Annotated in this window: 14 protein-coding genes and 1 tRNA gene; 4 read left to right on the forward strand and 11 right to left on the reverse strand. The window is 64.3% G+C overall.

What is annotated here, in order from left to right; all coding sequences use genetic code 11:
- Positions 1-250: 250 nt before the first annotated feature.
- The 3 genes from ABB26_RS04570 to ispG all read right to left on the reverse strand — a co-directional run bounded on the left by ABB26_RS04570 (position 251) and on the right by ispG (position 3,152).
- Positions 251-898: a response regulator gene (locus ABB26_RS04570; protein WP_057632405.1), complete on the reverse strand. Its 648-nt coding sequence runs from the start codon at positions 896-898 to the stop codon at positions 251-253.
- Between the two features lie 318 nt (positions 899-1,216).
- Positions 1,217-1,906 (reverse strand): phosphatase PAP2 family protein, encoded by a 690-nt coding sequence (locus tag ABB26_RS04575; protein ID WP_057632406.1) that lies wholly within the window; start codon positions 1,904-1,906, stop codon positions 1,217-1,219.
- Entirely contained in the window at positions 1,887-3,152 is a 1,266-nt protein-coding gene (gene ispG, locus ABB26_RS04580; RefSeq protein ID WP_057632407.1) for a flavodoxin-dependent (E)-4-hydroxy-3-methylbut-2-enyl-diphosphate synthase, read from the reverse strand. Before ispG ends, ABB26_RS04575 begins: the two co-directional genes overlap by 20 nt.
- 85 nt (positions 3,153-3,237) lie before the next feature.
- Between ispG and ABB26_RS04585 the strand changes: the two genes are divergently transcribed.
- Together ABB26_RS04585 and ABB26_RS04590 are read left to right on the forward strand one after the other, a co-directional pair.
- Entirely contained in the window at positions 3,238-4,461 is a 1,224-nt protein-coding gene (locus ABB26_RS04585) for an ATP-binding protein (protein ID WP_057632653.1), read from the forward strand.
- A complete protein-coding gene (locus ABB26_RS04590) occupies positions 4,458-5,024 on the forward strand; it encodes a response regulator transcription factor (RefSeq protein WP_057632408.1) in 567 nt (188 codons plus the stop codon). Before ABB26_RS04585 ends, ABB26_RS04590 begins: the two co-directional genes overlap by 4 nt.
- Positions 5,025-5,261: 237 nt before the next feature.
- On the opposite strand, the gene pgi is transcribed toward ABB26_RS04590, so the two are convergent.
- The 6 genes from pgi to pcnB form a co-directional block, all read right to left on the reverse strand.
- Positions 5,262-6,773, reverse strand: a complete 1,512-nt coding sequence (gene pgi, locus ABB26_RS04595; RefSeq protein WP_057632409.1) for a glucose-6-phosphate isomerase — start codon at positions 6,771-6,773, stop codon at positions 5,262-5,264.
- Complete coding sequence (panD, locus tag ABB26_RS04600; RefSeq protein ID WP_057632410.1) at positions 6,770-7,150, reverse strand: aspartate 1-decarboxylase; 381 nt, start codon at positions 7,148-7,150, stop codon at positions 6,770-6,772. The genes pgi and panD overlap by 4 nt, the downstream gene beginning before the upstream one ends.
- Before the next feature lie 179 nt (positions 7,151-7,329).
- On the reverse strand, positions 7,330-8,172 hold the full coding sequence (panC, locus tag ABB26_RS04605; RefSeq protein ID WP_057632411.1) for a pantoate--beta-alanine ligase: 843 nt from the start codon (positions 8,170-8,172) through the stop codon (positions 7,330-7,332).
- Entirely contained in the window at positions 8,169-8,984 is an 816-nt protein-coding gene (gene panB / locus ABB26_RS04610; RefSeq protein ID WP_057632412.1) for a 3-methyl-2-oxobutanoate hydroxymethyltransferase, read from the reverse strand. Before panB ends, panC begins: the two co-directional genes overlap by 4 nt.
- Positions 8,985-9,015: 31 nt before the next feature.
- Positions 9,016-9,504, reverse strand: coding sequence for a 2-amino-4-hydroxy-6-hydroxymethyldihydropteridine diphosphokinase (gene folK / locus ABB26_RS04615; RefSeq protein WP_057632413.1), 489 nt, complete (start codon positions 9,502-9,504; stop codon positions 9,016-9,018).
- 7 nt (positions 9,505-9,511) lie between these two features.
- Positions 9,512-10,897: a polynucleotide adenylyltransferase PcnB gene (pcnB, locus tag ABB26_RS04620; RefSeq protein ID WP_057632414.1), complete on the reverse strand. Its 1,386-nt coding sequence runs from the start codon at positions 10,895-10,897 to the stop codon at positions 9,512-9,514.
- Positions 10,898-10,938: 41 nt separating this feature from the next.
- Between pcnB and ABB26_RS04625 the strand changes: the two genes are divergently transcribed.
- Positions 10,939-11,013, forward strand: a tRNA-Glu gene (locus tag ABB26_RS04625).
- 161 nt (positions 11,014-11,174) lie between these two features.
- A complete protein-coding gene (fdxA, locus tag ABB26_RS04630; protein ID WP_057632415.1) occupies positions 11,175-11,498 on the forward strand; it encodes a ferredoxin FdxA in 324 nt (107 codons plus the stop codon).
- A gap of 70 nt (positions 11,499-11,568) precedes the next feature.
- On the opposite strand, the gene ABB26_RS04635 is transcribed toward fdxA, so the two are convergent.
- The gene (locus ABB26_RS04635) at positions 11,569-12,075 is read right to left on the reverse strand and encodes a hypothetical protein (protein WP_057632417.1); all 507 of its coding nucleotides are present in this window, start codon (positions 12,073-12,075) and stop codon (positions 11,569-11,571) included.
- A 29-nt stretch (positions 12,076-12,104) separates the two neighbouring features.
- Positions 12,105-12,998: a 4-hydroxy-tetrahydrodipicolinate synthase gene (gene dapA / locus ABB26_RS04640; RefSeq protein WP_057632418.1), complete on the reverse strand. Its 894-nt coding sequence runs from the start codon at positions 12,996-12,998 to the stop codon at positions 12,105-12,107.
- Positions 12,999-13,014 lie beyond the last annotated feature (16 nt).

Genomic DNA, 13,014 nt, shown 5'->3' on the forward strand with positions numbered 1-13,014 from the left:
GGATGACGACACCACGCAGCTGCAGCGCGCATCCTGCACAGCAGCCTCCGACGCAAAGGGCTTCAGCAAGCTGGCGAAAGCCCGTGGATTGGTCATTCAGGCCATCGGCGAAGCCCCTGCAGAGCATGGCCCCGCTCCACGGATGACGATCACAGATCCGCGTGCATGAACACATGAAAAAAGAGCGGCCATGGGCCGCTCCTTCTTCATACATCCGTGGCTGTCACCTACCAGCAACGCCAATGGGACCTCAGATGGCCCGCGCGGGGTCACCGATTCCGTACTGGCTGGCCAGCCGCGCGAGTGCGATGTTGTCCTGCACCCCCGCCTTCTGGAACAGGCGCGCCTTGTGCGTGTTCACCGTCTTCGCGCTGAGGCACAAGCGCCGGGCAATCTCTTCCTGGCGATGCCCCTGGATCAACAGCAGGGCCACCTCAAGCTCTCGCGGTGACAGCGCATCAAACGGCGAATCATCGCCCTCGAGATTCGACAAGGCCAGGTTCTGCGCGATGCTGTTGGCCAGGTAGCGCTTGCCCAGCGCCACGTCATGGATGGCGCGGATCAACTCCCGCGAATCCCCGGCCTTACCCACGTACCCCGATGCACCGGCCTCGAGCAGACGCTTGGGCATCGGTCCGTCCTCAAGAACGGACACGATGATGACCCGCGTACCGTGGTCTCCCTTGACGATGCGCTCGGTGATCTCCAACCCACTCAGCCCCGGCAGGTGCAGGTCGCACAGCACCACATCCGGCTTGAGACGGCGGATCTGCGGCAAGGCCACCTCCCCGCTGTCAGCTTCACCCACAACCTCGATTTCGGTTTGTCCCGAAAGAATCATCCTGATGCCAGTGCGCACAAGTGCGTGGTCATCGATGAGAAAAACCTTGATGGTCATGACGCATTCCCTCTCGGAGAGGTGTCAGTTGAAGCCTTGGCCATTCCCCGGTAGCCGGAAATCCAGGACGACGGCCTCCTCCGTCATCCCATGGCACAGACCGCACGTATTATCGACCAGAAGTGACCAAGCCCAACCTTCTTGCTGGCTGAAAAACATCAGCTTGACCATCCTCGTGGCGTCAGAACAACGGCGAAACTCACTCCGTCGTTGCCGTAGCCACTATGTAGCAGGAGCAACAGCGCTTCTATCAGCCCATTTCTTCGATACAAATAGGATTTCTCCGAGCCAAAATCACTGGCAACTTGCGTGAGAAACCTAAGGTGCCGGCAGCGACCAACGGCGCCGGAACATCACCATGTATACGCCTAGCACCCACACCAACGCAGCACACCAGCCGCCGAGGATGTCGGATGGATAATGCACACCAAGATAAACCCGGGCCAAGCCTACCAGTCCGGTGAAGGTGGCTGCCGCGCACAGCGCAGGCCAGCGCCAACGGGTATTCCAGAGCAACAGCACGACGGTCAACGCCAATGTCATCGAGCCCATCGCGTGACCACTGGGGAAACTGAACGTGCTTTCTGGCGCTACTGACTCCCAAAGACCTGGGCGTTCACGCTGGAATATCTGCTTGCTTCCCAGGTTCAACAGGGCCGAACCCACAAATGCGGTCGTGGCGAACGCGGCTTTGCGCCAACGACGCATCACCAACAGGACGACGACGATCAGCACATCGACAGGGATCACACCCCACTGGTAGCCCAGCTTGGACATCAGTACGAAGAAGTTGTTCAACCCCGGCGATGCAAGCGCATGCATCTTCCAGAGAAGCGCGTCGTCGAAATGGAACGCTTCGGCTTCGTGGATTTCATCGGCCAGCGAAACAAAACCCGCCAACGGCAGCAGCACGCCGACGAACAGCCACACCAACCGCCATGCGTTGTGGGCAAGCCACCGCCGCAGGCCGGCCGCCTCGCTCCGGGAATCAACCGGAGCTTCGTGCATACCGGTTCTCGACGTAGTCGTCGATCAATGCGACGAATTCCTGGGCGATGTTGTCACCGCGCAGGGTCACTTTCTTTTCGCCATCCACGAACACCGGGGCGGCAGGCGTTTCGCCGGTGCCCGGCAGCGAGATGCCGATGTTGGCGTGACGTGACTCACCCGGGCCGTTGACGATGCAGCCCATCACCGCCAGCGTCATGTTCTCCGCACCGGGGTGGCTGATGCGCCAGACCGGCATCTTCTCGCGCACATGGTTCTGCACCACCTTGGCCAGCTCCTGGAAGAACTCGGAGGTGGTACGGCCGCAGCCCGGGCACGCCGTCACCATCGGCGTGAAAGCGCGCTGACCGGTGGTCTGCAACAGCTCCTGCGCAACGATGACTTCCTGCGTGCGCGACTGGCCCGGCTCGGGGGTCAGCGAGATGCGGATGGTGTCGCCGATGCCTTCCTGCAACAGCACCGCCAGGGCGGCCGACGAGGCGACGATCCCCTTGCTCCCGATGCCGGCTTCGGTCAGGCCCAGGTGCAGGGCGAAATCCGAACGTTGCGCCAGGTCGCGATACACCGCGATCAGCTCCTGCACGCCGCTGACTTTGGCCGACAGCACGATGCGGTCATGCGCCAGACCCAGCTCAACCGCAGTCTGCGCAGAATCCAGCGCCGAGCGGATCAGGGCTTCACGCAACACGCGGCCGGCATCCCAGGGCTGTGCACGCTGGCTGTTTTCGTCCATCAGTTTGGCGGCGAGCGCCTGGTCCAACGAACCCCAGTTGGCGCCGATGCGCACGGGTTTGTCGTACTTGATGGCGAACTCGATCAGCTGCGCGAACTGGGTGTCCTTCTTCTTGCCGAAGCCGACATTGCCCGGATTGATGCGGTACTTGGCCAAGGCTTCGGCGCACGCCGGTTCCTGGGTCAGCAACTGGTGGCCGTTGTAGTGGAAGTCGCCGATCAGGGGCACATCGATGCCCATCATCTGCAGCTTCTCGACGATGCGCGGGATTGCCGCCGCCGATTCGGGATTGTTGACGGTCAACCGCACCATTTCCGAACCGGCGCGCCACAGCTCGGCGACCTGTTTCACGCTGCCCGCCACATCGGCGGTATCGGTATTGGTCATCGACTGGACGACCACGGGATGGCCTCCGCCCACCAATATGCCGCCGATGTTGACGGCTTGGGTGATACGGCGAGGCCAGGCGGTGGCGTCGGTGGGCGGGGTCGGTCGGGTAACGGCGTCGTACATGGGCGGCATTTTACCGCGCCAGCCGCCACATCGGGATGAACCTTCCGTTGTGTGTCAGCGGCCCTGACCGAATACGATGGCGCCCATGAATTCGTCGGACACCTCCTTCCTCCGCACCCTGTGCAGCCTGCGCTGGCTGGCCACCGCAGGCCAGGCCGCCACCATCCTTGTCGCCACCTGGCTGCTCGGGCTGGAACTGCCGCAGATTCCGCTGTGGAGCGGCGTCTTCGTGCTGGCGCTGTTCAACCTGTACGCACAGCTGCGGGTACACGACAGCGACCCGGCGCCGGTCACCGCGTTCGGCCACATCCTGGTCGACGTCACGGTTCTGACCTGGATGGTGGGCTGGAGTGGTGGCATCTCCAATCCATTCGGCTCGCTGTTCCTGATCCTGATCGCGCTGGCGGCGCTGGCGTTGCCGCTACGCTGGACCCATGCCGTCGCGGCGGCCTGTGTTGGCGGCTATGCCCTGAGCGCGGTGTTCGGGCTGCCGCTTCAGGGCGGCCACTTCGATTCGATGAACCTGCACCTGTGGGGCGCCGCGGCCAATTTCCTGCTGTCCAGCGTGGTGGTGCTGGTGTTCTCCACCCGGTTGGCGGCGGCGTTGCGCGAACGCGAGAACCAACTGGCGCTGTTACGCGAGCGCTTCGTGCGCAACGAGGGAATCGTCGCCCTTGCCACCCATGCCGCCTCGGTCGCGCATGAGCTCAACACGCCGCTGGCGACCATGACCCTGCTTACCGATGACATTGCCGAACAGTGCGCCGACAACCCGGAAATGCGTGACGACCTGGAAACCCTGCGCGAATTGCTGGTGCAATGCCGGGAGCGCGTGCTGGCACTGGCGGCCCCTGCTGAAGGTGCGAGCCGCACCGCGGTCTCCATCGGCAGCGTGCTCGAACAGTGGCGTCTGGTGCGCCCGACCATCCAGCTGCGCCGCAACGCCAACGCGCCGCTGCAGCTGAAACTGGACCCGGGTGTTGGCCATCTGCTGCAGGTGCTGCTCAACAATGCCGCCGACGCCGGTGAGTTCAGTGGGCGGCCACAGATCGACCTGGACCTCCGGGTGCGCGATGGCCAGCTGTACGGCGAAGTGCGCGACTACGGCCCCGGCTTCAACGCCAACGATGCGGCCCTGCCCGGCACGCTGTTCAACAGCGGCAAAACCGATGGCATGGGTGTTGGCCTGGCCCTGTCCCATGCCACCATTGAACGCCTGCATGGCGAATTGTGGATGCGTCCGGCCGAAGGCCTGGGAGCGCGCGTCGGCTTTCGTCTGCCGCTGAACAACACCGAGGTAAACACATGAATGCTCCCGCCACACACGGGTTGCTGGTCGACGATGACCCCTTGTACCTGCGCACGCTGCAACGCACGCTCGCGCGTCGCGGCATCGATGCCGTCACCGCTGCGGATATCGCTGGCGCGTTGCAGCTGGCTGCGCAGTCGCCGCCCGCGTTCGCGCTGATCGACCTCAAGCTGGGCAGCGAATCGGGCCTCAACCTGATCCAGCCATTGCGCGAACTGCGGCAGGACATGCGCATTCTGCTGGTCACCGGTTATGCCTCCATCGCCACTGCGGTGGAAGCCATCAAACTGGGCGCGGATGACTACCTGCCCAAGCCGGCAACCGTGCAGATGATCCTGCGCGCACTGGGCGAAGAGGATGAAGGCGGCGAAGAGCCGGAGGAGATCGAGCCACCGGATTCGATGACGCCGATCAGCCGCCTGCAGTGGGAGCACATCCAGCAAGCCATGCATGAAACCGGCGGCAATGTCTCTGCCGCTGCGCGCCTGCTGGGCATGCACCGGCGCTCATTGCAGCGCAAGTTGACCAAGCGCCCGAGTCCCGAGCGCGATCCGAACCGCTGAGTGCCGAGCTGCGAACCGACTGAGCCCTCTCGCGCGGCAGAGGGCTTGGGTGGGCGCCATTCCAGAAAGCCGGCTTGAGTCGGGTATCGCGGAGAAAGAAGAAGCACCCTTATCCGCCCCCCTTCGGCGCTCCTTCCTCCCGCAAACGGGTGAAGGGAGCCCCCGCCATCACGCAAACAACAACGCCGCGCATTTCTGCGCGGCGTTGATGCCTCACTCATCGACCATCCGCTCGGCTCAGCGCAGGCGCGCCAAAATTTCGCGCGTCATCGGATCAGCGATCTCGACCGCTTCACCCTGCAGTGCCGGCAACAACTGATTGGCCAACTGCTTGCCCAGCTCAACACCGAACTGATCGAATGCATTGATGCCCCAGATCAGCGATTGCACGTATACCGCGTGCTCGTACATGGCGATCAGCGCACCCAATGCCTGAGGCGTCAGTGCGTCGATCAGAATCAAGGTGCTCGGGCGACCACCCGGATACTGGCGGTGCGGATCTTCGCTGTCCTGGCCGTTGGCCAAGGCCTCGGTCTGCGCCAGCAGGTTGGCCAACAGCGCCTGGTGATTGACCGTGTACGGGTCATCCGCCTGCACGCAGCCGATGAAATCGGCTGGCACGATGCTGGTGCCCTGGTGCAATGCCTGGAAGAAGCTGTGCTGCACATCGGTGCCCGCCCCACCCCACCAGACCGGCACGGTGTCGGCATCGACCGGGCTGCCGTCCAGCTTCACCCGCTTGCCCAGGCTTTCCATCACCAGTTGCTGCAGGTACGCCGGCAACAGCGCCAGACGCTGGTCGTAGGTCATCACCGCGTGCGTGGCATAGCCCAGCACGTTGCGGTTCCAGATATCGGTCAGTGCATGCAGCACCGGCAGGTTCCGCTCCAGTGGCGCGCTCGCCGCATGCGCATCCATCTGCGCAGCGCCGGCCAGCAACTGACCGAAACCTTCAAAGCCAATCGCCAGCGCAATCGGAAAGCCCACTGCCGACCACAACGAATAGCGACCACCCACCCAATCCCACATCGGCAGGACGCGTTCACCGGCAATGTCGAATGCCTTGGCAGCGCGCTCCGGGTTGGCGCTGACCGCGTACAGGCGCTCGCTGCCCCCGAGCCAGTCACGCAGGATGCCGCCATTGAGCAGCGTCTCCTGGGTACCGAAGGTCTTGGAAATCAGGATGCCGGCCGTCGTGGCCGGGTCCAGCGTGGCCAACGTGCGCTGCATCGCTGCGCCATCCACGTTGGAAACGAAATGCACGCGGAAACGCGCACCGCGCGCCGGCCGCAATGCATCGGCAACCAGGCGTGGGCCCAGGTCCGATCCACCAATGCCGACACTGACGATGTCGGTGACGTTGCTGGCTTCCAGCTGCTGGATAAGCGCGCCCATGCGCTGCTGCACGGCGGCAGCTTCGGCATGTGCGGCCATCGACTCCGGCGTATTGCCGGCATCACCACGCAACGCGCTGTGCAGCACGGCGCGGTTTTCGGTGATGTTGATCCTTTCACCGCCAAACTGGCGCTGGAAACCGCCGGCGACATCGCGCGCGGCGGCCAGCTCCAGCAATGACTGCAATGCCGCGCGGTCGTATTTCTGCCGCGCGAAATTGACATACAACGGACCGACATTGAGCGCCAGGTTCTTCACCCGGTCCGGCTCGGTGGCCATCAGCGTGGGGATACTCGTGCCCTGCAGTCGCTGGGCGTGAGCGTGCAATACGTCGAATCCGTTGTACTTGGTCATGCGGCCTGTGTGGGGATTGAATTGTTGGTGTGGGTGATGCGGTTGTTGCCGTCCACGTAAACCAGCTTGGGCTGGAACGTGTCGGCCTCGGCTTCGCTCATGCCGGCGAAGGCGGCGATGATGATGATGTCGCCTACCTGCACGTGGCGCGCAGCGCCGCCGTTGAGGGAGATGATGCCGCTACCGGCTTCGGCGCGAAGCGCATAGGTATTGAAACGCGCACCGTTGGTCACGTCCCAGATGTGCACCTGCTCGAACTCGCGGATGCCGGTGGCTTCCAGCAGGTTGCTGTCGATGGCGATGGAGCCTTCGTAGTTCAGCTCGGAATGGGTGACGGTGGCGCGGTGGATCTTGGTCTTGAGCAGGGTGAGTTGCATGGCAATGCCGAAACTGCGTGAGAAAGAGCGCAGTCTAGCACCGGCGCGAGCGCCCGCCCGCACTGCAACATACCTTTGCGCTGACGGTGCTGCAGACACGCCGATGGCGCCACCAGGGCGCCATCGGCAGTCAAACAGGGGGCCGGCAATGGACAGGAAAAGTCCCGTCCAAGCCCCATTCAGAACTCGATGTTGTCGATCAGGCGGGTGTTGCCCAGCTTGGCGGCCACCAGCGCCACGCGCGCGCCCTGATGATCAGCAACCGGCTCGCTCAGGCTTGGCAGACGCACCACCGCATAGTCGACCTGGAAACCAGCCGCCTGCAGCTGCGCGACGCCGTCGGCTTCCACCTTGTCACGTGCGACACCGGCCAGGCTGGCATCACGCATCGACAGCAGCACGCTGCGGATGACCGTGGCATGCGGGCGCACGTCACCGGTCAGGTACTGGTTGCGGGAGCTCATGGCCAGACCGTCGTCTTCGCGCACGATCTCGCCACCCAGGACTTCGATCGGGAACGCCAGGTCGGTCACCATCTGCCGGATCACCGCCAACTGCTGGTAGTCCTTGCGACCAAATGCGGCCACGTCGGGCGACACCTGGTTGAACAGGCGGCTGACCACCGTGCATACGCCATCGAAGTGGCCCGGGCGGTGCGCGCCCTCCAGCAGGCTGCTCACGCCCGGCACATGCACCTTGGCGGCCAGTTCCACGCCAAACGGGTACATGGATTCAACCGTGGGCAGCCAAAGCACGTCACAACCGGCCTTCTCCAGGCCACTGGTGTCGGCTTCCGGGGTACGCGGGTAGCGGGTGAAATCCTCGTTCGGACCGAACTGGGTCGGATTGACGAACACACTGGAAACCACCCGGTCGGCATGCTGCCGCACCAGTTTCACCAGCGAATAATGGCCTGCATGCAGGTTGCCCATGGTGGGTACGAAACCCACACGAAGCCCCTCGCGCTTCCAGCCAGCAACGATGGCGCGCAGCCGGCTGAGTTCGGTGACGGTCTCGATCATGATGCGTACGCATGCTCCGCGTCGGGGAAGGTGCCATCGCGCACGGCGTCGGCGAAGGCGCGGACCGCACCGGCCACGGATCCACCTTCGGCAAGGAAATCCTTGACGAACTTGGGCCTGCGGTGGCCACTGTCCAGACCGAGGAAGTCATGCAGCACCAGCACCTGCCCGTCACACTCCGGGCCGGCACCGATGCCGATGGTGGGGATGGAAATCTCCGCGGTGACGCGGCCAGCGATCGGGGTCGGTACGCATTCCAGCACCAGCAGGCTGGCACCGGCTTCGGCCACGGCCTTGGCGTCGTCCACCAGTTGCTGGGCGGCGTCGCCACGGCCCTGTACCCGGTAGCCGCCCAGGCGCAGCACCGACTGCGGGGTCAGCCCCAGATGCGAACAGACCGGAATTTCGCGCTCGACCAGATGCCGAATGATGTCCAGCTTGAAGCCGGCACCTTCGAGCTTGACCATCTCCGCGCCGGCCTGCAGCAGCTTCACTGAAGCATCCAGCGCACGCTCGGGTGTGGCATCGGCGCCGAACGGCAGGTCTGCCACCAGCAGTGAACGCTGCAGCACACGGGCCACGGCAGTGGTGTGATAGACGATGTCGGCCACACTGACCGGCAGCGTGGAATCATGCCCCTGCACCACCATCCCCAGCGAATCGCCGATCAGGATCAAGTCGACGCCATTTGCGTCAAATGCACGGGCAAAACCGGCGTCGTAAGCGGTCAACATCACCAGCTTCTGGCCATTGCGCTTGGCTTCGGCCAGGGCCGGAACTGTCCAGGGCTTGCTGTCTGCGTGGGAGCTCATGTGGGGATAACGATTGGTGATGAGCCGACCATTATCCGCCTATCGGCTCGATATCGCAGGTTTTCATGGCAGCCAATACGTCATGCACTGTTCCATGCCCGGGAATCACCGCCTCCGGCGCCACATCCGCCAAGGGCAACAGGGCAAAAGCACGCTCGTGCAGGAAGGGATGCGGCACCTTCAACTGCGGCAGCGCGATGGTCTGCTCACCATAAAGAAGCAGATCCAGGTCCAGCGTGCGCGGCCCCCAGTGCTGCCCGGGTTCGCGCACCCGTCCGAAGGACTGCTCGGTGGCGAGCAGATGCTCCAGCAACGCCGGCGCAGCCAACGCCGTCTCCACCGCAGCGGCGGCATTGATGAAGTCCGGTTGCGCTTCATTGCCCCAGGCCGGTGTTCGATAGAGCCCCGAGGCCGCCAACAGACGCGTCTGCGGCAAGCGCCCCAAGGCCTGGATCGCCGCGCGCACCGTCGCCGGTGCGTCTCCCAGGTTGGCGCCCAACCCGATGCAGGCAACTACCATCGGACGATTACTCGCCCGTCGTGGTCGTGGTGGCGCTGCCGCCGCTACGACGGCGGCGGCGCCGACGACGCGGCACATCACCTTCCTGCCCGTCTTCCGCCAGTACCGAATCCGGCGCGGACTCGAGATCCTGCCCGTTCTGCAACTGTGCTTCGCGCCAGAACGCGATGTCGTCCTGATGCTCCGGCGATGCCGCCTGACGCAGCAACAGGAAATCGAACGCCGCACGGAAGCGCGGATGGCTCAGCGTGCGCAGCACGCGCTTGCGCTGGCGCGAACCAAAGCGCGACTGCAGCAGCCAGATTTCCTGCATCGGCAGCGAGAACCGACGCGGCAGGGCAATCGTGGTCAGCTGATGCAACGTCACCCGGTCGGCCGCACGGCGCTGCGCCTCTTCCGGCGCCATGCCCTGCTTCTGCAGGCCGATCAGTGCGCGGCAGAAGGCCGGCCACAGCAGCAGCGCGAACAGGAAGGCCGGCGACACCGGCTCCTCGTTGGCGACGCGGTCATCGGTGTTGCGCAGCCCTTCGATCAGGATGCGACGCAGCGCGCCAGTGCGATTGCTCTTCAATGCCGCCGCGCTTTCGGGGAACAGCACCGCAAACAGGCCGTAGCGCTCCAGCCCTTCAAAGCTGGCCACGCCATGCCCGGAAAGGAACAGCTTGAGCACTTCCTCGAACAGGCGCGCAGGCGCGGCCTCGCTCAGCAGATTGGCCAGCCGCGGCAGCGGCTCGGCGGTCGGGCCGTCGATCTGGAAATTGAGCTTGGCCGCCAGCCGCACGGCGCGCAGCATGCGCACGGGGTCTTCGCGGTAGCGCTGCTCCGGATCGCCGATCAGGCGCATGCGGCGCGCCATCACGTCCTCGAAGCCACCGGTGTAGTCACGCACCGAGAAATCCTCGATGGCGTAATACAAGGCGTTGCAGGTGAAGTCGCGACGGACCGCATCGTCCTCGATGCTGCCGTAGACATTGTCACGCACCAGCATGCCGTTCTCGACCTCACGGTCGCCGCTGCCGTCATCGCTGTTGGCACGGAAGGTGGCCACCTCGATGATCTCGCGGCCGAACACCACATGCGCCAGGCGGAAACGCCTGCCGATGAGCCGGCAATTGCGGAACAACTGCTTGACCTGTTCCGGGGTGGCGTCGGTGGCGACGTCGAAATCCTTGGGGCGCCCATCCACCAGGAGGTCGCGCACGGCGCCTCCTACGAGATAGGCACCAAATCCGGCCTCACGCAGGCGATACAGCACGCGCAGCGCATTGGGACTGATGTCTTTGCGCGAAATGGTGTGCTGGTCACGCGGGATGACGTGCAGGGTGAACGGTGTTGTAACTGTGGAATTGATGTTGGCGATTCCAATTGGGGTTGCGGGATTGCCGAGCGGCAACCAGATGCATATACTAGCGCGCTCGCCAGACGCGACCAAACGCTCCCTTCGTCTAGAGGTTAGGACGTGGCCCTCTCAAGGCTAAAACAGGGGTTCGAGTCCCCTAGGGAGCACCAACTCAAGTCTGCGAAACCAAAAAGCCCCGCCCTGCGGGGTTTTTTGCTTTACACCCTCAGCCGGCCCGCCCGCATCGGCAGCCAGCCACCGGATTGAGAACCCAACCGCACACCCCCGGCATCGTGCTCTAGAATTGCCGGGATCAAAGCCGGACCCCGTCATGCCTTTTGTCGTTACCGAAAACTGCATCAAGTGCAAACACACCGATTGCGTCGAAGTCTGCCCCGTGGACTGCTTCCACGAAGGCCCCAACTTCCTGGTGATCGACCCGGACGAATGCATTGACTGCACGCTGTGCGAGCCGGAATGCCCGGTCAACGCCATTTTCCCCGAGGATGACGTGCCTGCCGGCCAGGAAAAATTCGTTGCCCTCAACGCCGAGCTGGCAAAAGAGTGGCCGGTGCTGACCGTGCGCAAGGATCCCCCGGCCGATGCCGCCGAATGGGATGGCAAGCCGGACAAGCTCAACCTGCTTGAGCGCTGAGCGGCGCAGACACACTGAAATGAAAACGGGCGCCGATGGCGCCCGTTTTGTTTTGCCCGCTTGAGCGAACTCAGCCAGCCAGCTTGGCCTTCAGCGACGAAATCAGCTTCACCGCAGCGGCATCAACCGCCGGCAGGCCACGCGGATCCACCGCCGACACGTAGACGCCCGAGTCCACGGCCACCACGCGCACCAGGAAGTTGCTGCCTTCGTAGCCCACGTCGTAGGAGCCCAGCAGCTGCGCGCGGCTGGCGATGTTCACACCTTCAATGGTGGCCAGCGCGTCGCCGACCTTGGCGAACACGTCTTCCCGGCTGCCTGCGACCGTGAAGCCGCTTTGCGAAGCCGCCGGGGCTGCCTGCGCGCCGCCGGCCGGCTTGACTGCCGATGCCAGCGCGGGGATCGCCGTGGCACCGGAGGTGTTGGGCACATTCAGGTCCGGCGGCACTTCCAGCGGACGCACTTCCGGTGCGAGCGCGTAGTCGCCGCGCGCACCCCGGTGGCAGCCAGTGGCGGCAACGGTTGCAACGGCCAGCAGCGCCAGCGACAGCACGCGAACGGTAGAGGTTTGACGCATGGGTGAATCTCCAGGGTTCAGGCCACTGATCAGTGGCTGGATAGTTCTTCCAACGCTCCCACGTCCGCCGCCAGATGGTCGGCGGCAGCATGGTGCTGCGCAGAAAGCGGGAGCAGCGGCAGGCGCAACCCGTGCCCGATGCCAAGCCGCTGCAACAGCGCCTTCACCGGAATGGGGTTGGACTCGACGCCACAGAAATCGTGGTACGGCTGCAGACGGGCATCCCAGGCTTCGGCCGCCTCGTGCTCACCGGCACGGGCCATATCGCACAGGGTGCGGTATGCACCCGGCAATGCATTGGAGCCCACCGAAATCAGGCCATCGGCACCGGCCAGAATTGAGCGCGCGGCGGTGCCATCATCGCCACTGAGCAGGCTGAAGCTGTCGCTGCGCAGGGCCAGCAGCGCCTTCAACCGGGCGGTATCGCCCACCGCCTCCTTGATACCGACGATGTTCGGGTGCGAGACAAGTTCGGCCACGGTCTCCGGCAGCAGGTCACAGCCGGTGCGGCCAGGCACGTTGTACAGCACCACGGGCAGGCCACCCTGCTCAGCCACCGCCAGATAGTGCAGGCGCAGGCCTTCCTGGGTGGGCCGCACATAAGGCGGCGCCACGACCAGCGCATGGGTAGCGCCATTGGCCGCCGCGCGCCGGGTCAGGGCGATGGTCCGGGCCGTGCCGGACAGGCCGGTGCCGGCAAGTACCGGCATCCTGCCGCCCAGGACAGACACGGCGCTGCGCAGCAGGCCGTCATATTCCTCATCGGTCAGGGTGGACGCTTCACCGGTCGAGCCGGCCACAACGACACCCTGGACGCCGGCTTTGAGCTGCAAGGCCAACAAACGCTGCCAGGCATCGGAATCGAGTGCACCGTCAGCCTGGAAAGGGGTTGCCAACGCGGTGATAAGGCCGGAAATGGACAAGGGGATCGTCGCTCTT

This window comes from Stenotrophomonas humi, from assembly GCF_001431415.1.
In the GTDB taxonomy this organism is placed as follows: domain Bacteria; phylum Pseudomonadota; class Gammaproteobacteria; order Xanthomonadales; family Xanthomonadaceae; genus Stenotrophomonas; species Stenotrophomonas humi.

Excerpts from the sequence above, each read along its gene's own strand:
- ABB26_RS04570 (WP_057632405.1), bottom strand. The coding sequence starts at position 898 with ATGACCATCAAGGTTTTTCTCATCGATGACCACGCACTTGTGCGCACT.
- ABB26_RS04575 (WP_057632406.1), bottom strand. The coding sequence starts at position 1,906 with ATGCACGAAGCTCCGGTTGATTCCCGGAGCGAGGCGGCCGGCCTGCGG.
- ispG (WP_057632407.1), bottom strand. The coding sequence starts at position 3,152 with ATGTACGACGCCGTTACCCGACCGACCCCGCCCACCGACGCCACCGCC.
- ABB26_RS04585 (WP_057632653.1), top strand. The coding sequence starts at position 3,238 with ATGAATTCGTCGGACACCTCCTTCCTCCGCACCCTGTGCAGCCTGCGC.
- ABB26_RS04590 (WP_057632408.1), top strand. The coding sequence starts at position 4,458 with ATGAATGCTCCCGCCACACACGGGTTGCTGGTCGACGATGACCCCTTG.
- pgi (WP_057632409.1), bottom strand. The coding sequence starts at position 6,773 with ATGACCAAGTACAACGGATTCGACGTATTGCACGCTCACGCCCAGCGA.
- panD (WP_057632410.1), bottom strand. The coding sequence starts at position 7,150 with ATGCAACTCACCCTGCTCAAGACCAAGATCCACCGCGCCACCGTCACC.
- panC (WP_057632411.1), bottom strand. The coding sequence starts at position 8,172 with ATGATCGAGACCGTCACCGAACTCAGCCGGCTGCGCGCCATCGTTGCT.
- panB (WP_057632412.1), bottom strand. The coding sequence starts at position 8,984 with ATGAGCTCCCACGCAGACAGCAAGCCCTGGACAGTTCCGGCCCTGGCC.
- folK (WP_057632413.1), bottom strand. The coding sequence starts at position 9,504 with ATGGTAGTTGCCTGCATCGGGTTGGGCGCCAACCTGGGAGACGCACCG.
- fdxA (WP_057632415.1), top strand. The coding sequence starts at position 11,175 with ATGCCTTTTGTCGTTACCGAAAACTGCATCAAGTGCAAACACACCGAT.
- ABB26_RS04635 (WP_057632417.1), bottom strand. The coding sequence starts at position 12,075 with ATGCGTCAAACCTCTACCGTTCGCGTGCTGTCGCTGGCGCTGCTGGCC.